Raw genomic sequence first — 16909 nt, 5'->3', positions numbered from 1 at the left:
GGCCCCTGCGCTTAGCGTGGGGGCCGTGTCCCGTTCTCTGCGCGTCCTCGGCATCGACCCCGGCCTCACGCGCTGCGGCATCGGCGTCGTCGACGTCTCGCCGAACCGCACCGCCTCGCTCGTGCACGTCGGCGTCGCGCGGTCGGCGCCCGGCGATCCGATCGAGAAGCGTCTCGCGGCCATCGCCGCCGGCATCCGGGAGGTTCTCGTCGCCCACCAGCCGCACGTGGTCGCCGTCGAGCGCGTCTTCGCGCAGAACAACCGCCATTCCGTGATGGGCACGGCGCAGGCCAGCGGCATCGCGCTGCTCCTCGCCGCCGAGCACGGCTTGACCGCGGCCACGCACACGCCCAGCGAGGTCAAAGCGGCCATCACCGGCTACGGGTCGGCCGACAAGCTCCAGGTGCAGACGATGGTCGCGCGCGTGCTCCGTCTCGACGCCCTGCCCCAGCCGGCGGACGCCGCCGACGCCCTCGCGATCGCGCTGTGCCACGCATGGCGAGGAGGCGCGGCGACGCCCTCGGCGGAGTCCGCCCTCACGCCGGCCCAGCGGGCGTGGCGGGATGCCGAGAAGCGGCGTTCTCCACAGCCCCGTGTCGCTCGAACACATGTACGAACGGACGCGTAGGCTCGTCTCATGATCTCTTCGCTGCATGGGGCGGCGGCGCACGTCGCCGACGATTCCCTCGTGGTCGTCGTCGGAGGCGTGGGCTTCTCGGTCGCCGTCACCGCGCAGTTCGCGCGCACGGTCCACCTCGGCGACGACGTCCACCTGCACACCAACCTCATCGTGCGAGAAGACGCCCTGTCGCTGTACGGCTTCGAGACGCGCGAAGAGCTGACCGTCTTCACCCAGCTGATCAGCGTCACGGGCGTCGGTCCCAAATCGGCGCTCGGTGTGCTGTCGTCGCTGACCGTCCCGCAGATCGCCCAGGCCGTCGCCGACGACGACGACGCCCCCTTCCGGCGCGTGTCGGGCATCGGTCCGAAGACGGCCAAGCTCATCGTCGTGCAGCTGGCCGGAAAGCTCGCCGTTCAGCCTGCATCCACCCCCGCCGCGGTCGCCCCGCACGGGCAGGTCCCCGTCCAGGTGACCCAGGCGCTCGTCGGGCTCGGGTGGACCGAGCGCACCGCGGCCGAGGCGGTGGCATCCGTCGCCGAGAACGCCTCCGAGGCCGATCGGGCGTCGGTCCAGGCCCTGCTTCGACTGACCCTGGCGATGCTCGGTCCGGCGCGGAAGGAGAGCGTGGGTGGCTGACGTCCGCGACGCCGGCACTCCCGACGACGAGACCGAGCTCGCGATCGAGGGGGCCCTGCGTCCCACCTCGCTCGCGGAGTTCGTCGGTCAGCAGAAGGTGCGCGGCCAGCTCCAGCTCCTCCTCGACGCCGCGCGCATCCAGCAGCGCTCGCCCGACCACATCCTGCTCTCGGGCCCTCCCGGCCTCGGCAAGACGACCCTCGCGATGATCGTGGCGCACGAGAGCGGACGACCGCTGCGCCTGTCGAGCGGTCCCGCGATCCAGCACGCCGGCGACCTGGCCGCGCTGCTGTCGTCGCTCACGCCCGGAGAAGTACTGTTCATCGACGAGATCCACCGCATGGCGCGCTCTGCGGAGGAGATGCTCTACCTGGCGATGGAGGACTTCCGCATCGACATCATGGTCGGCAAGGGGGCGGGTGCCACCAGCATCCCTCTCGACCTCTCGCCGTTCACGCTGGTCGGAGCGACCACGCGCGCGGGACTCCTCCCCAACCCGCTTCGCGACCGCTTCGGCTTCACCGCGCATCTGGAGTACTACGAACCGGAGGAGCTCGAGCGCGTCGTGTCGCGGTCGGCGGCGATGCTCGACGTCGGCCTCCCCGGCACCGCGCGTTCCGAGATCGCCCGCCGCTCGCGAGGGACGCCCCGTATCGCGAACCGCCTGCTCCGGCGCGTCCGCGACTACCTCGTGGTCCACGGCCCCTCGGCGGGCACCGACGACGGCGACGCCGACGTGCGTACGGTCGGCGCCGCCCTCGACCTCTACGACGTGGATGCCATCGGGCTCGACCGCCTCGACCGCGCCGTGCTGGATGCCCTGGTGCGTCGCTTCCGTGGGGGACCGGTGGGGCTCAGCACTCTCGCGGTGGCCGTCGGCGAAGAACCCGAGACCATCGAATCGGTCGTGGAGCCCTATCTCGTCCGGATCGGCTTCATGGGTCGCACCCCGCGCGGCCGCGTCGCCACGCCCGAGGCGTACGACCACCTCGGCGCCCCTCACCCCGACGGCCTGCTCCGGTTCAGCCAGGGGTCATGACTTATACTCGGCGAGGGATTCCCCGACCCCCGCTTGACTCACGCTAGGCAGTGCCGCACGGCGCGCCTGACTCGAAAGGTGCACCGCCTCGATGGATATCGCCCGGTTCTTCGCCGATTACGGCATCGTCATCCTGCTCATCGCCCTGCTGATCTTCATGTTCTACAGCTCGCGGCGCCGCATGCAGAAGCAGAAGGCGGAGCTCGAGAAGAAGTCGCGCGAGACCGTTCCCGGCGCCGAGGTGCTCCTGCAGGGCGGCCTCTACGGCACCGTCGTCGAGTACGACGGCGTCGACCTCGACAAGCCCGCCCTCGTCGAGATCGCCCCCGGCGTGGTCATCAAGGTGCACAGCCAGGCCGTGCTGCGCATCGTCGACCCGGCCCAGGGCGCGGTCACCGAAGACGAGTTCATCGAGGCGGAGGAGACCGAGGCCGAGTACGTCGCGGGCGTCGCCGACGGCGACATCACCTCGATCAGCGACGACCAGCGCGCGGCCCGTCAGCACACCGCCGACCCCGACCCGACCGACAAGGACCGCCCGCAGGCCTGACGCCCGCTCCGCCGTTCCCGCCCGCCGCACAGAAAGCCGACTCCGTGGCGCCCTCGACCCCTGTCCGTCATGCCTGGCGCGTACTGACCGGATTGCTCGCCATCGTCGGCGTGCTCTTCGGCATCAACGCGCTGGGCGTGTACGTCTTCAACGCCAGCTCCTGGACTCCCGAGCTCGCTCTCGACCTCCAGGGCGGGACGCAGATCATTCTGCAAGCCCAGACGACCGACGGCGCGGCCCCCGACAGCGACCAGCTGGCACAGGCCGTCACGATCATCCGCCAGCGCGTCGACGCCTCGGGCGTCGGCGAGGCGGACGTCGCCACCGAGGGCGGGCGCAACATCGTCGTGCAGATCCCCGGCCAGGCCGACGACGCCACGCGTCAGCGCATCCAGAGCTCCGCTCAGCTGCAGCTGCGGCCGGTGCTGTTCACGGGTTCGCCGGCCACGTCGTTCGTCGGCGAGGACGGCAACAACACCCCGTACCCGACACCCGACCCGAGCCTGCCGGCGACCCCCACCGCGTCGCCGACCAACGCGAGCGACCCCGCATACATCACGCCGGCGCTGCAGGCCGAGTTCCTCTCGTACGACTGCGCCAACCCGTCGTCCAACCCCGCGCAGGCCCCGGCCGACCAGCCGATGATCACCTGCGACGTCAACGGGCAGGCGAAGTACATCCTCGGCCCCGTCGAACTCGACGGGAACGACATCTCCGACGCCACCAACGGCCAGGAGCAGAACACCGGCCAGTGGGCCGTCAACCTCGTGTTCAACGACCAGGGCACGCAGAAGTTCGCCGAGGTGAGCCAGCGTCTGTACGGAGCTCAGGCCCCGTTCAACCAGTTCGCCTTCGTCCTCGACGGCAGCGTGCTGTCCGCGCCGTCGATGAACGGCATCATCGTCGACGGTCGTCCGAGCATCACGGGCAGCTTCACACAGGAGTCGTCCAAGGCCCTCGCCGACCAGCTGAAGTACGGCGCCCTCCCGCTGAGCTTCACGGTCGTCAGCTCCGACACCGTCTCGGCCACGCTCGGATCGCAGCAGCTGCAGGTCGGCTTCATCGCCGGTCTGATCGGCCTCGGGCTCGTGGCGATCTACTCGCTCATCGTGTACCGGGCGCTGGGCACCGTGATCATCGCCTCGCTCGCCGTGATGGCGGTGCTCACCTACCTCGCCCTGTGCATCCTGGCGTGGCGTGCGGGATTCCGCCTGTCACTGGCCGGCGTCGCGGGCCTGATCGTGACGATCGGCTTCACGGCCGACTCGTTCATCGTCTATTTCGAACGCATCCGCGACGAGCTTCGCGACGGCAAGTCGATCACCGCCGCGGTCGAAGACGGATGGTCGCGGGCCAAGCGCACGATCTACATCTCGAAGTCGATCAACGTCCTCGCCGCCGTCGTGCTCTACATCCTCGCCGACTCCACGGTGAAGGGCTTCGCCTTCACGCTGGGGCTGACCACCGCGATCGACGTGCTCATCTTCATTCTGTTCACGCACCCGGTGATGCAGTTGCTCGCGCGCACGCGCTTCTTCGGCTCCGGCCACCCGCTCTCGGGTATGGATCCCAACGCTCTCGGCGCGGTGTACCGCGGCCGTGCCCAGTTCCGCGCTCCCGTCGCGAATGCGGGTCGCACCTCGCGCTCCCGCGGCGAAGCACAGCGCCGCCAGACGATCGCCGAGCGCAAGCAGGCGGAACTCGCGGCCGCCGCCCGCGGCGATAGCCGCTCCACGAAGGAGGGAGACGACTGATGCCCCGCTCCATGTCGCAGCTCGGTAACGACCTCTACTCCGGGAAGACCTCCTTCCCGTTCGTGCAGCGTCGTCGCCTGTGGTTCATCATCGCCGCCGTCCTCGTGATCGGCGCCGCGCTGGTGCCGCTGTTCCGACCCGTGCAGTTCTCCATCGAGTTCACCGGCGGGTCGCAGTTCACCGTGTCGAACCCGGCATCGTTCGATCAGGCCCTCGCCACCGACGCCGTCACGTCCGTCGTTCCGGGAGCCACCACCCGCGTCACGACGATCAGCGATCAGGCCGTGCGCGTGCAGACCGACCAGCTCGGGCCCGACGAGACCCAGGCCGTCTCGGCCGCTCTCGCCACCGCGTACGACGTGCCCTCGTCGGAGATCACCGACTCCTTCATCGGCCCCACCTGGGGTGCCGACGTCACGCGGCAGTCGCTGTGGGGGCTGTCGATCTTCCTCGCGCTGACATTCCTCATCCTCGCGCTCTACTTCCGCACGTGGAAGATGTCGGTGGCCGCCATCATCGGCCTCGTCGACGTGCTCGTCATCACGATCGGGGTATACGCGGTCTTCGGTTTCGAGATCTCGCCCGCCGCCGTCATCGGCTTCCTCACGATCCTCTCCTACGCGCTCTACGACACCACCGTCGTCTTCGACAAGGTGCGGGAGAACACGCGGGACGACGGGGAGATCTCCGGCCGCACATTCGCCGAGTCGGTCAACCTCGCGGCGAACCAGACACTGATCCGCTCGATCAACACCACCGTGGTCGCGATCCTGCCCGTCGGCGCGATCCTGTTCATCGGTGTGCCTCTCGGAGCGCGGACCCTCAGCGACATCTCGCTGTCGATCTTCGTCGGCACGATCGTCGCGGCGTACTCGACGCTGTTCGTCGCCGTGCCCATGTACGCCCTGCTGCGCGAGCGCGAGAAGCCGATCGCCCAGCGAGACCAGCGCGTACGGGCCGCCCGGGAGAAGGCCGGCATCCCGGCCTGACCGCCGTAGCAGCGCACGCACCTGGTGCGCGCTCGACATCCCCCGGCGTGCCCGCTTCGGCACGCCGGGGGAGCGTAGACTTGATCGACTGGCCACGAGGAGGGGGTGACGATGACCGAGACCGCTTCTTCCGCGCCGCCGCCGCCGTCGTCGCTGCGACGCCTGGTTCCGCGCATCTTCTCCCGCGCCGCTCGCCGCGACGACGTCGACAAGCTGCTGCGCACCGTCCGCACGCACCATCCCAAGGGCGACCTCGCGATCATCGAGCGTGCGTACGCCGTCGCCGACAAGGCGCACGACGGCCAGAAGCGTCAGAGCGGTGAGCCCTACATCACGCATCCCCTCGCCGTCGCGCAGATCCTCGCGGAACTGGGGCTCGGGCCGAAGGCGATCGCCGCCGCCCTCTTGCACGACACGGTCGAGGACACCGGCTATCCGCTCGACGAGCTCGCCGCCGACTTCGGCGACGAGGTCGCGATGCTCGTCGACGGCGTGACCAAGCTCGACAAGGTCAAGTACGGCGACAGCGCCCAGGCCGAGACGGTGCGCAAGATGATCGTCGCGATGTCGAAGGACATCCGCGTGCTGCTCATCAAGCTCGCCGACCGTCTGCACAACGCGCGAACCTGGGGCTTCGTCCCCCCGCACAAGGCCGCGAAGAAGGCCACCGAGACGCTCGAGATCTACGCGCCGCTCGCGCATCGCCTCGGCATCCAGGCCATCAAGAGCGAGCTCGAAGACCTCTCGTTCGCCGTCATGCACCCCAAGCTCTACGCCGAGATCGACAGCCTCGTGAAGCAGCGCACCCCGCAGCGCGAGCAGTACGTGCAGAACGTCATCGACGCGGTCGACGCCGACCTGCGCGAACTGCGCGTGCGGGGCCGCGTCATGGGGCGTCCGAAGCAGCTGTACTCCGTGTACCAGAAGATGGTCGTGCGCGGGCGCGAGTTCGACGACATCTACGACCTCATCGGCATCCGCATCCTGGTCGGCACCGTACGCGACTGCTACGCGGTGCTCGGGGCGATCCACGCGCGGTGGACGCCGCTGCCGGGGCGCTTCAAGGACTACATCGCCACGCCCAAGTTCAACCTGTACCAGTCGCTGCACACGACGGTGATCGGCCCGGGCGGGCGGACCGTCGAGATCCAGATCCGCACGAACGAGATGCACCAGCAGGCGGAGTTCGGCGTCGCCGCGCACTGGAAGTACAAGGAGCGGATGGCGGGCGGAAAGACGGATGCCAAGGCCGTCGACGCCGACATGGCGTGGATCGCGCACATCTCCGACTGGCAGGCCGAGACCGCCGATCCGGGGGAGTTCCTCGACTCGCTCCGCTTCGAGATCGGCGCGAAAGAGGTCTACGTCTTCACGCCGAAGGGTCGTGTCGTCGGTCTGCCGACGGGTGCCACCCCGGTCGACTTCGCCTACGCCGTGCACACCGAGATCGGCCATCGCACGATGGGCGCCAAGGTCAACGGGCGTCTCGTGCCGCTCGAGTCGACGCTGCAGAGCGGCGACGTCGTCGAGGTGTTCACCTCGAAGAACCCCGACGCCGGGCCGAGTCAGGACTGGCTCGGCTTCGTCAAGAGCACGCGCGCGCGCAACAAGATCCGCGGCTGGTTCACCAAGGAGCGTCGCGAAGAGGCCATCGAACAGGGCAAGGATTCGATCGCCCGCGCCATGCGTCGGCAGAATCTGCCCCTGCAGCGCCTGATGAACCAGGATTCCTTCACCGAAGTCGCGCGGCAGTTCCACTACGAAGACGTCTCGGCGCTGTATGCGGCCGTGGGCGAGGGGCACGTCTCGACGCAGTCCGTGATCGAGAAGGTCACCGCGCTGGTCAGCGTCGAGGAGACCAACACCGGTCCCATCGACATCCCGGTCGGACGTAGCCGCGCGCCGCGCGGCGGCGACTCCGGCGTGCTGGTGCGCGGAGCGCCCGACATCCTGGTCAAGCTCGCCAAGTGCTGCACGCCGGTTCCGGGCGACGAGATCGTGGGCTTCGTGACCCGTGGAAGCGGCGTCTCGGTGCACCGCGGCGACTGCACGAACGTGCGGTCGCTGAAGGAGGAGCCCGATCGTCTCATCGACGTCGAGTGGGCGCCTACGACCAAGAGCGTGTTCCTCGTGCAGATCCAGGTCGAGGCTCTCGACCGGTCCGGCCTGCTGAGCGACGTGACCCGCGTGCTGAGCGAGCACCACGTCAACATCCTCTCGGCGACGGTGTCGACGACTAACGACCGGCTCGCGCTCAGCAAATTCGTCTTCGAGATGGGCGACACCGTGCACCTCGATCGCGTCCTCAATGCGGTCCGCCGCATCGATGCGGTGTACGACGTGTACCGCGTCACCTCGTCCTGAGCCGGGACTCGCACTCCCGGCCCACGGCGCATCGCCCGTGACCTCCTCGGGGTGGGGCCCCTCTCGCGCTCTTCGGAGCCTCCACCGCGTCGTCCCGTGCGCGCCGGATCCGCCCCTTCCGACCTCGCCTCACCCGTCGGCATCCGCCACCTCATCTTCCGCGGTGGTCTCGCTCACGGCGTCGGAGCGGAGCAGGCGAGTGGCCCGGTGGACGTGCGGGAAACGCGGATGCCGCTCGAACCAGGCCACGGCATCCGCGCGGAGCAGGGGGTCGCGGGACGCCCACGCGCGCGCCGCGGCGGTCTCGTCGCGGTCGTCGGAGCGGGCGAGATCGACGAGCGTGCGTGTCGGGGTGCTGACGCAGACCCCGGCGATCGACATCATGTCGTCGCTCGGGAGACGCACGTCGTGGAACACGGCGCGCAGGTCGCGCCGCGTGCGCAGGCGGACGTCGCGGACGCGTTGCAGGTGATGGATCGCCGGTTCGCTCGCGGCACCGCCGTGCACCCACGCCGCCGTGAGTCGAACTGCGGCCCACCGATCGCCGAGGAGAGGCGCCAGGCTGCGCGCGCGCATCCACCTCGTCTCGGCGGCGTCGGCCGGGATGAAGCCCTCGCCCAGCGGCACGAGCGCACCGTCGAGGCACGCCGCGGTCAGCTCGGCGAGGGAGAGCCGTTCGTTGGCGAAGAAGAGGAAGGGCGACACCATCCCGCCATTGTGGCGGGGCGGTGTCGCCCGTGACGGTGACCCGTCGGATCTGTGGAGAGCCGGTCAGCCGCCCAGGGCGCGCAGCCAGGTGCGGCGCGCCTCGAGCGCCTCCGAGGCCTGCGCCGCGGCACGCTTGTCTCCGCGGGCTTCGGCGTCGGCGAGCTCGGCCTCGAGCTTGTCGATCGCGTCGGTGAGCTGACGCGTCATGTCGTTGGCGCGCGCCTTCTGCTCCGGGTCGTTGCGCTTCCAGTCGGCGTCTTCGCGCGTGCGGACGGACTGCTCGATCTTGCGGAGCTCGTCGTCGAGGGCGCGCTCCTTGTCGCGCGGGAAGATGCGACCGATCTCGTCCCACTGGCGCTGGATGGCGGTGAGCTTCTGACGGGCCGTCGCGAGGTTCTTCTCGTCGACGATCGGCGCCGCCTGCTCGAGGAGCGCGCGCTTCTGCTCGATCTTCTCCTTGGAGGCTTCGGCGTCGGCCGTCTCGCGTTCGATGCGCGCACCGTACAGGGCGTCACCGGCAGCCTTGAAGCGCGCCCACAGGGCGTCGTCGACCTTACGACCGGCACGACCCGAGGCCTTCCACGTGTCGAGCAGGTCGCGGTACGCCCCGATGCCGTCTTCTCCGCGGGGGGCGAGGGCCTCGGCACGCTCGACGAGGCGGGTCTTCGCCTCGCGGGCGGCCTTGTGCGTCTCGTCGAGCGACGAGAAGAACTCGCGGCGGTGGCGGTCGACCGTGGCGCGGGCGTCGCGGAAACGACGCCACAGCTGCTGCGCCGTGGACTTCGACAGGCGCGGACCGTTCTGCTGGTGGGCCTGCCAGCGATCGAACAGCGCCGCCATATCGGCGGTCATCTGCTTCCACTGCACGGACTGCGGGTCGCGGGCGGCCAGGGCCTCGGCCTCTTCGACGATCGCGGTACGTTCGCGAACGGCCTCCTCGGAGGCCTGCTTGTTCGCGACGGCCTCGGTCTCGCTCGCCTCCGCGAGTTCGGCCGTGAGGCCGTCGACACGACCGATCAGCGCGGAGAGGTCGCCGACCGCGGCCGCTCCGTCGAGCTTGGCGCGCAGCGTCTTCGCGGTCGCACGGAGATCGGATGCCGAGGCACCACCGCGACGGTGACGGGTCTCGAGCAGCGTCACCTCGCCGGCGAGGTCGGCAAACTTGCGCTGGAAGTACGCGAGCGCCTCGGCGGGGGTGCCGTCGGGGTACTGCCCCACGACGCGCCAGCCGTCGGCCTCGCGGACCGAGACCGTGCCCTCGTCGTCGACACGGCCCCAGGGCTGGCTCGCCGTCTTGGAGGCCGTGGCACCCGGCGGGGGGCCGGGGATGCGCGCGCCGGGAACGGGTCGGGCCGCGGGCTGCGGCGCGGCGGGGACCTCTTCGGACGCGGGCTCGGTGGACGCGGGCTCAGCCGCCTCGGGCTCCGCAGCGTCCGACTCGGCGGTCTCGGGCTCGACAGCCTCGGGCTCCGCAGCATCGGGCTCGGCGGACTCGGACTCAGCGGTCTCGGGCTCCGAAGTCTCCGACTCGGCGGAGACGGCGTCATCGGACGGGGACTGCGCCGCGGGCTCCCCGCTCTCTGCGCTCTCGGCGGGCTGCGACGCGGCGTCGGCGGCCTCGACGGCGTCCGTGCCATCGGCGGCCGGGGTCGCGGCATCCGCCGATTCGTCGGTCGCGTCGGGGATCGACGACGCGGAGGCCTCGGCATCCGTCGTGTCGGCCGCGGTCTGGGTCGCGGCGGGATCGACCTCGGGCGTGCTCGCGTCGTCGCGCGGGTCGGAGGTCTCGGGGGAGGGAACGGAAGTCACGGGTAGCACCTCATCGCGGCAGAACCGCCTGGGGGAGAAGGACTCTCCGAGCCTAGTACGAGCGGCCGCGCCGCCACAGGCATGGGGACGGCGGTGGACGAGCGCCGTGCGGGCGGAACGCCGGGTCAGGGCGTCGTCGACGGGGCGCCGGAGGGTGAGGCGGGTGCCTCGGTCGCCGGCGCGGAGGGGCTCGGCGACGGGGCGGGCGCGCCCGGACCGGCGACGAAGTACGCCGTCTGCGCGCCGATCGCCCCGGCGATGACGACGAGACCGACCACCACGCCGAGCACGTTGTCACGGGTGCGGCGTCGGACCTGCCGTTCATGCAGGGCCACCCGAGCCTGATAGGCACGGGCGCGTTCGCGTTGCTCCCGCGTCTGCCGGTCTTTCCCGCGCGTCGCCACATCGACCTCCTCCGCCCACCGACGGGCCCCTCGATCCTACAAACCCCGCCGAGAGGTGCACCGTGCCGCCGCCGCGCACGGAACCGGTGTCGGAGGCCGCGGCTAGCCTGGAGGGGTGACCCCTTCCTCCGCGCTCTTCCAGGGCCAGACGCCGCTCGCGGTCCGGATGCGCCCGGTGAGCCTCGACGAGGTCGCGGGTCAAAGTCATCTGCTGCGCCCCGGGTCGCCGCTCGTCACCCTCGCCACCACCGACTCCTCGGCATCCGGCGCCGCGGTCTCCGTCATCCTGTGGGGACCGCCCGGCACCGGCAAGACGACCTTGGCGCAGGCGATCGCGCGCTCGTCGGGGAGGCGTTTCGTCGAGCTGTCGGCCATCACCGCCGGGGTCAAAGACGTGCGAGAGGTCATGCAGGAGGCGCTGACGCAGCGCGATCTCTACGGGCAGTCCACCATCCTGTTCCTCGACGAGATCCACCGGTTCACCAAGGCGCAGCAGGACGCCCTGCTCCCCGGGGTCGAGAACGGGTGGGTCGTGCTGATCGCGGCGACCACGGAGAACCCCTCGTTCTCGGTCATCTCGCCCCTCCTCTCGCGTTCCCTGCTGCTGACCCTGCGCCCGCTCGGCGACGACGACCTCGGAGCGCTCGTCGATCGCGCGGTCGCCGATCCGCGCGGTCTCGCCGGACGCGTCGTGCTCGACGACGACGCACGGGCCGCGCTCGTGCGCCTGGCCTCGGGGGACGCGCGACGTGCGCTGACCGCCCTCGAGGCGGCGGCCTCGGTCGCGGGAGACGACGGGGGAGCGTCCGGCGACGTCGTCCGGGCAGACGACGATGACGACGACGATGACGACGACGGCGACGACGACGGTGACGACGACGGGGCGCCGTTCGAGCCGGGCGACGCCGATCCACCGGTCATCACCGCCGACCACATCGCGCAGGCCGTCGACCGGGCCCTGCTCCGCTACGACCGCCAGGGCGACGAGCACTACGACGTCATCAGCGCCTTCATCAAGTCGGTGCGGGGATCCGATCCGGATGCCGCCATCCACTACCTCGCGCGCATGATCGAGGCCGGGGAAGATCCGCGTTTCATCGCGCGCCGCCTGGTGATCTCGGCCGCCGAAGACATCGGCATGGCCGACCCGCAGGCGCTGCAGATCGCCGTGGCCGCCGCCGACGCGGTCGCCTTCATCGGGATGCCCGAGGGGCGCATCCCCCTGGCCGAGGCGACGATCTACCTGGCCACGACCGCCAAGTCCAACGCCGCCTACAACGCCATCAACGCCGCCATCGCCGACGTGCGGGGCGGCGGATTCGGCCGCGTGCCGATGCACCTGCGCGATGCGCATTACCCGGGCGCCAAACGACTCGGTCACGGCAAGGGGTACAAGTACGCCCACGACAGCGAGATCGGCATCGTCGCTCAGCAGTACCTGCCCGACGAGCTGCGCGGACGCCGTTATTACGAGCCGACCAACCACGGCACCGAGCGCGACGTGTCGGCACGGTTGGAGAAGATCCGCCGCATCCTCGAGGGGAAGTGACGCGCGGAGAGGCTCCGCAGCGCGCTCTGATAGCATGAACCGGCTCGGAACAGGGTTTTCGGGCATCCCCTCCTTCCTGTGATCACCTTCCGGTGCGCCCCGGCGTGCGCTTCGGATCGGGCGGAAGGGGGCGATACGCCCGTGAGCCGTGAAAGGCGCGGCCACGTCATCGGAAGGAGAACTTCGTGACCACGAAGTCTCAGGACCGCCGCAAGGTGCGTCTGTCGCGCGCCCTCGGCGTCGCACTCACCCCCAAGGCCGCCCGCTACCTCGAGAAGCGTCCCTACGCTCCCGGTGAGCACGGCCGCACCAAGCGCAAGGCCGACAGCGACTACGCCGTGCGTCTGCGCGAGAAGCAGCGTCTGCGCGAGCAGTACGGCATCCGCGAGAAGCAGCTGCGCATCGCGTTCAACGAGGCCCGCCGCACCGACGGCCTGACCGGTGAGAACCTGGTCGAGCTGCTCGAGATGCGTCTGGACGCCCTCGTCGTGCGTTCGGGCTTCGCCCGCACCACCGCGCAGGCTCGCCAGCTCGTCGTGCACCGCCACATCCTGGTCGACGGCCAGCTCGTGGACCGCCCGTCGTTCCGCGTCAAGCCGGGTCAGCAGATCCACGTCAAGCCGAAGAGCGAGGGCCTCGAGCCCTTCCAGGTCGCCGCCGCCGGTGGGCACGCCGAGGTGCTGCCCCCCGTTCCCGGTTACCTCGAGGTCGACCTCTCGACGCTCCAGGCGAAGCTCGTGCGTCGCCCCAAGCGCGCCGAGGTGCCCGTCACGTGTGACGTGCAGCTCGTCGTCGAGTACTACGCCGCCCGCTGATCCCAGCGAGCACAGAAGGGCGTCGGGTTCTCCCGGCGCCCTTCGTCGTTCCCGCCCGGCCGTCGTTCCCCCGGTGGTGTGTGCTCGCGCGCGGCACAGGGGCCGTCGCCTACGATGAGGGATGCCGCGACCGCGGCGTCGTATCGAGGAAGAAGTGGTCATCGTGAGAAGCCTGTTCTGGTTCGCAGTGGGGATCGCCGGCGGTTTCGTCGCCGCCCACCTGGTCAACAAGGACCCGCGCGGGCAGGAGATCTTCGCGCAACTCGATGCGCGCATCGGCGAGTTCACCGACCGCATGACCGACGCCTACCACGCCCAGGAGACGCGGCTGTCGGACATCATCGACGATGCCAAGGCCGTCACCTCCTCGGCGGCCGACCGTGTCGCCGGTGCCGTCGGCGATGCCATGGACGCCGCGGGCGACGCGGCCTCCGCCGCCAAGAAGACCCTCACGACCTCCGACTGACCTCTCTGCGATCCGTCGTCCCGCCCCGCGGGACGATCCCGCACGCGCACGGAAAGACCCGCCATGAAAACCGCCGAGATCGCCCAGCGCTTCCTCGACTTCTTCGAGAAGAAGAATCACACGATCGTCCCCTCGGCCTCGCTCGTCACCGACGATCCGGCCCTGCTGTTCACCGTGGCGGGCATGGTGCCCTTCATCCCGTACCTGAGCGGCGTCGTGCCGCCGCCCTACCCGCGCGCGGCCGACGTGCAGAAGTGCATCCGCACCAACGACATCGAAGAGGTCGGCAAGACCCCGCGCCACGGCACTTTCTTCCAGATGCTCGGCAACTGGTCGTTCGGCGACTACTTCAAGGAAGATGCGATCCGCTTCGCGTGGGAGCTGCTCACCGCCCCCGAGTCCGAGGGCGGCCTCGCCTTCGACCCGAAGGACCTGTGGGTCACCGTCTACGAAGAGGACGACGAGGCGCACGACCTCTGGCTGAAGCTCAGCTCTCTTCCCGAGGACCGCATCCAGCGTCTCGGCAAGGACACGAACTACTGGTCGACCGGACTCCCGGGTCCCGCGGGCCCCTGCTCGGAGATCTTCTTCGACCGCGGTCCGGCCTATGGCATCGACGGCGGTCCCGCGACCGACGACGACCGCTACGTCGAGATCTGGAACCTCGTGTTCATGCAGTACGAGATCACCAACGTGCGCTCGAAGTACGACTTCGACATCGTCGGCGAGCTGCCGGCGAAGAACATCGACACCGGCATGGGCCTCGAGCGCATCGCGTTCATCAAGCAGGGCGTCGACAACATGTACGAGACCGACCAGGTGCGCCCCGTGCTCGACCTGGCCGCGAAGCTCGCGGGCAAGGCGTACGGCGCCGAGTCCCACGAGGACGACGTGCGTCTGCGCATCGTCGCCGACCACGTGCGCTCCTCGCTCATGCTGCTCGCCGACGGCGTCACCCCCTCGAACGAGGGCCGCGGCTACATCCTGCGCCGCATCATGCGTCGCGCGATCCGCTCGATGCGCCTGCTCGGCGTCGAAGGCGCGACCTTCCCCGAGCTGTTCGCCGCCTCTCGCGACGCGATGAAGGAGTCGTACCCCGAGGTCGAGGCGGATTACGCCCGTCTCTCGGCCTACGCCATCGCCGAGGAGCAGACGTTCCTGCGCACCCTCGCGGCCGGATCGGCCATCCTCGACCAGTCGGTCGCCGAAGCCAAGACCGGCGGCGGCTCGACGCTCTCCGGCTCCGAAGCATTCCTGCTCCACGACACGTACGGTTTCCCCATCGACCTCACGCTCGAGATCGCCGAGGAGGCCGGGCTGAGCGTCGATCGCGCCGCGTTCGACACGCTGATGCAGGAGCAGCGCACGCGCGCCAAGGCCGACGCCCGTGCCCGCAAGGGCACCATCGCCGATCAGAGCGCGTACCGCCCGTTCCGCGCGCTCGGCGAGACGGTGTTCACCGGCTACACCGAGTTGCAGACGGAGTCGACGGTGCTCGGCATCCTGGTCCAGGGGCAGGGGACCGATCGCGCCTCGGAGGGACAGATCGCCGAGGTCATCCTCGCCGAGACCGCGCTGTACGCCGAGTCCGGTGGTCAGGTGGCCGACAAGGGCGTCATCGTCGGCCCGGGCTACGAGCTCGAGGTGCTCGACGTGCAGCGTCCCGTTCCGGGTCTGGTCAGCCACACGGTCGAGGTGACCACCGGCGAGGTCGCCGTGGGCGCCCCGGCCACCACCGTGGTCGACGGGCTCAACCGCCACGCGGCGCAGCAGGCGCACACCGCCACGCACCTCGTGCACGCGGCGATCCGCGACACTCTCGGCAAGACCGCGACGCAGACGGGGTCGCTCAACCGCGCCGGGTACATGCGCTTCGACTTCAGCTGGGGATCGGCGCTCTCGCCCGAGACCCGCACCGAGATCGAGGACATCGCCAACAACGCCGTCCGCGACAACCTCGAGGTCACCACGCGCGTGATGTCGCTGGATGAGGCGAAGGCCGCGGGCGCCATGGCGCTGTTCGGCGAGAAGTACGGCGACACCGTGCGCATGGTCGACATCGGCGGTCCGTGGTCGCGCGAGCTCTGCGGCGGAACGCACGTCGCGCGCAGCGCCGAGATCGGTCTGGTCAACCTCGTCGGCGAGCAGTCGGTCGGCGCGTCGAACCGCCGCGTGGAGGCCCTCGTGGGTCTCGACGCGTTCCGCGACCTCGCCGCCGAGCGCGCCATCGTCTCGCAGCTCAGCACGAGCCTGAAGACCCCGCGCGAGCAGCTCACCACTCGCATCGGCGAGCTCGCCGCGAGCCTCAAGGCCGCGGAGAAGAAGATCGCCGCGTTCGAGGCGCAGGCCCTGACCGGACGTCTGCCGCAACTCGTCGAGTCGGCCGTGGCCGTCGGCACCGTGCGCGTCGTGGCCCAGAGTCTCGGCGAGGGTGCATCGGCCGACGACGTCCGCTCGCTCGCCCTGCAGGTGCGCGATCGCCTCGGCAGCGACCCCGCGGTCGTCGCGCTCGCCTCGGTCGCGGGCGGCCGCGCGACGGTCGTCGTGGTCACCAACGACGCCGCGCGCGAGCGCGGTCTCGCCGCCGGTGCCCTCGCGAAAGCCGCTGCCGCCGTCCTCGGTGGCGGTGGCGGCGGTCGGCCCGACGTCGCGCAAGGTGGCGGAACGGATGCCGCGGCCCTGCCCCAGGCGCTCGACGGCATCGTCGCCGACGTCCGGGCGACCACCGCGTGACGGCGTTCCGGCGCGGCATCCGTCTGGGAATCGACGTCGGGCGTGCGCGCGTGGGCGTCGCCCGGTCCGATCCGGACGGGGTGCTGGCCGTGCCGGTGGAGACGGTGCCGCGCAAGGGCGAACCGGTGCGCCGCATCGTCGCCCTCGTGGCCGAGTACGAGGCGTTCGAGGTGCTGGTGGGTCTGCCGCTCAACCTCCGCGGAGAGGACACCCCGTCGACCACCGACGCACGTCGGTTCGCCGACCAGCTCGCCTCGGCCCTGCCCATCCCGGTGCGGCTCGTCGACGAGCGATTGAGCACCGTGTCGGCGCACGGCGTCCTACGGGAGGCAGGTCGTTCCCAGCGCGACTCTCGTAGCATTGTTGACCAAGTCGCCGCTGTGGTGCTGCTGCAGCAGGCGCTCGACGTGGAGCGACAGTCCGGCGAGCCGGCCGGACCCGCCATATCACCGGGACAGGAGCCCGCCTGAC

At 70.3% G+C, this 16909-nt stretch carries 15 protein-coding genes; 12 read left to right on the top strand and 3 right to left on the bottom strand.

Annotated features, from left to right (window positions below; all coding sequences use genetic code 11):
* Positions 1-25 precede the first annotated feature (25 nt).
* The 7 genes from ruvC (at position 26) to RWH44_RS09475 (ending at position 7954) form a co-directional block, all read left to right on the top strand.
* Positions 26-628 (top strand): crossover junction endodeoxyribonuclease RuvC, encoded by a 603-nt coding sequence (gene ruvC, locus RWH44_RS09505; protein ID WP_316004394.1) that lies wholly within the window; start codon positions 26-28, stop codon positions 626-628.
* 9 nt (positions 629-637) lie between these two features.
* On the top strand, positions 638-1258 hold the full coding sequence (gene ruvA, locus RWH44_RS09500; protein ID WP_316004393.1) for a Holliday junction branch migration protein RuvA: 621 nt from the start codon (positions 638-640) through the stop codon (positions 1256-1258).
* Positions 1251-2297, top strand: a complete 1047-nt coding sequence (gene ruvB, locus RWH44_RS09495) for a Holliday junction branch migration DNA helicase RuvB (RefSeq protein ID WP_298872884.1) — start codon at positions 1251-1253, stop codon at positions 2295-2297. Before ruvA ends, ruvB begins: the two co-directional genes overlap by 8 nt.
* A gap of 91 nt (positions 2298-2388) precedes the next feature.
* Positions 2389-2847 (top strand): preprotein translocase subunit YajC, encoded by a 459-nt coding sequence (locus RWH44_RS09490; protein WP_316004392.1) that lies wholly within the window; start codon positions 2389-2391, stop codon positions 2845-2847.
* Positions 2848-2891: 44 nt separating this feature from the next.
* Complete coding sequence (secD, locus tag RWH44_RS09485) at positions 2892-4601, top strand: protein translocase subunit SecD (protein ID WP_298872886.1); 1710 nt, start codon at positions 2892-2894, stop codon at positions 4599-4601.
* The gene (secF, locus tag RWH44_RS09480) at positions 4601-5590 is read left to right on the top strand and encodes a protein translocase subunit SecF (RefSeq protein ID WP_298872887.1); all 990 of its coding nucleotides are present in this window, start codon (positions 4601-4603) and stop codon (positions 5588-5590) included. The genes secD and secF overlap by 1 nt, the downstream gene beginning before the upstream one ends.
* A 111-nt stretch (positions 5591-5701) precedes the next feature.
* Positions 5702-7954 carry a RelA/SpoT family protein gene (locus tag RWH44_RS09475; protein ID WP_298872889.1) on the top strand — a complete coding sequence of 751 codons (2253 nt, stop codon included), beginning with the start codon at positions 5702-5704 and terminating at the stop codon, positions 7952-7954.
* Between the two features lie 129 nt (positions 7955-8083).
* On the opposite strand, the gene RWH44_RS09470 is transcribed toward RWH44_RS09475, so the two are convergent.
* The 3 genes from RWH44_RS09470 to RWH44_RS09460 all read right to left on the bottom strand — a co-directional run bounded on the left by RWH44_RS09470 (position 8084) and on the right by RWH44_RS09460 (position 10875).
* On the bottom strand, positions 8084-8662 hold the full coding sequence (locus RWH44_RS09470) for a type IV toxin-antitoxin system AbiEi family antitoxin (RefSeq protein ID WP_316004391.1): 579 nt from the start codon (positions 8660-8662) through the stop codon (positions 8084-8086).
* 63 nt (positions 8663-8725) lie between these two features.
* On the bottom strand, positions 8726-9991 hold the full coding sequence (locus RWH44_RS09465; protein ID WP_437127288.1) for a DUF349 domain-containing protein: 1266 nt from the start codon (positions 9989-9991) through the stop codon (positions 8726-8728).
* Positions 9992-10596: 605 nt separating this feature from the next.
* Positions 10597-10875, bottom strand: a complete 279-nt coding sequence (locus RWH44_RS09460) for a dioxygenase (protein WP_316004389.1) — start codon at positions 10873-10875, stop codon at positions 10597-10599.
* A 115-nt stretch (positions 10876-10990) separates the two neighbouring features.
* Here RWH44_RS09460 and RWH44_RS09455 point away from each other — a divergent pair, with 115 nt between their 5' ends.
* From RWH44_RS09455 to ruvX, 5 genes are all read left to right on the top strand, one after another.
* Positions 10991-12424 carry a replication-associated recombination protein A gene (locus RWH44_RS09455; protein ID WP_316004388.1) on the top strand — a complete coding sequence of 478 codons (1434 nt, stop codon included), beginning with the start codon at positions 10991-10993 and terminating at the stop codon, positions 12422-12424.
* A 185-nt stretch (positions 12425-12609) separates the two neighbouring features.
* Complete coding sequence (rpsD, locus tag RWH44_RS09450) at positions 12610-13239, top strand: 30S ribosomal protein S4 (protein WP_013586600.1); 630 nt, start codon at positions 12610-12612, stop codon at positions 13237-13239.
* Between the two features lie 163 nt (positions 13240-13402).
* Entirely contained in the window at positions 13403-13705 is a 303-nt protein-coding gene (locus tag RWH44_RS09445) for an ATPase (protein WP_316004387.1), read from the top strand.
* 63 nt (positions 13706-13768) lie between these two features.
* Positions 13769-16438, top strand: a complete 2670-nt coding sequence (gene alaS / locus RWH44_RS09440) for an alanine--tRNA ligase (protein WP_298872897.1) — start codon at positions 13769-13771, stop codon at positions 16436-16438.
* Complete coding sequence (gene ruvX, locus RWH44_RS09435) at positions 16435-16908, top strand: Holliday junction resolvase RuvX (RefSeq protein ID WP_298872899.1); 474 nt, start codon at positions 16435-16437, stop codon at positions 16906-16908. Before alaS ends, ruvX begins: the two co-directional genes overlap by 4 nt.
* Position 16909 lies beyond the last annotated feature (1 nt).

It is taken from the genome of Microbacterium phycohabitans (genome assembly GCF_032464935.1).
Lineage (GTDB): Bacteria > Actinomycetota > Actinomycetes > Actinomycetales > Microbacteriaceae > Microbacterium > Microbacterium phycohabitans.
The sequence above is the reverse complement of the archived record's forward strand: the minus strand, read 5'-3'. Positions and strand labels throughout refer to the sequence as shown.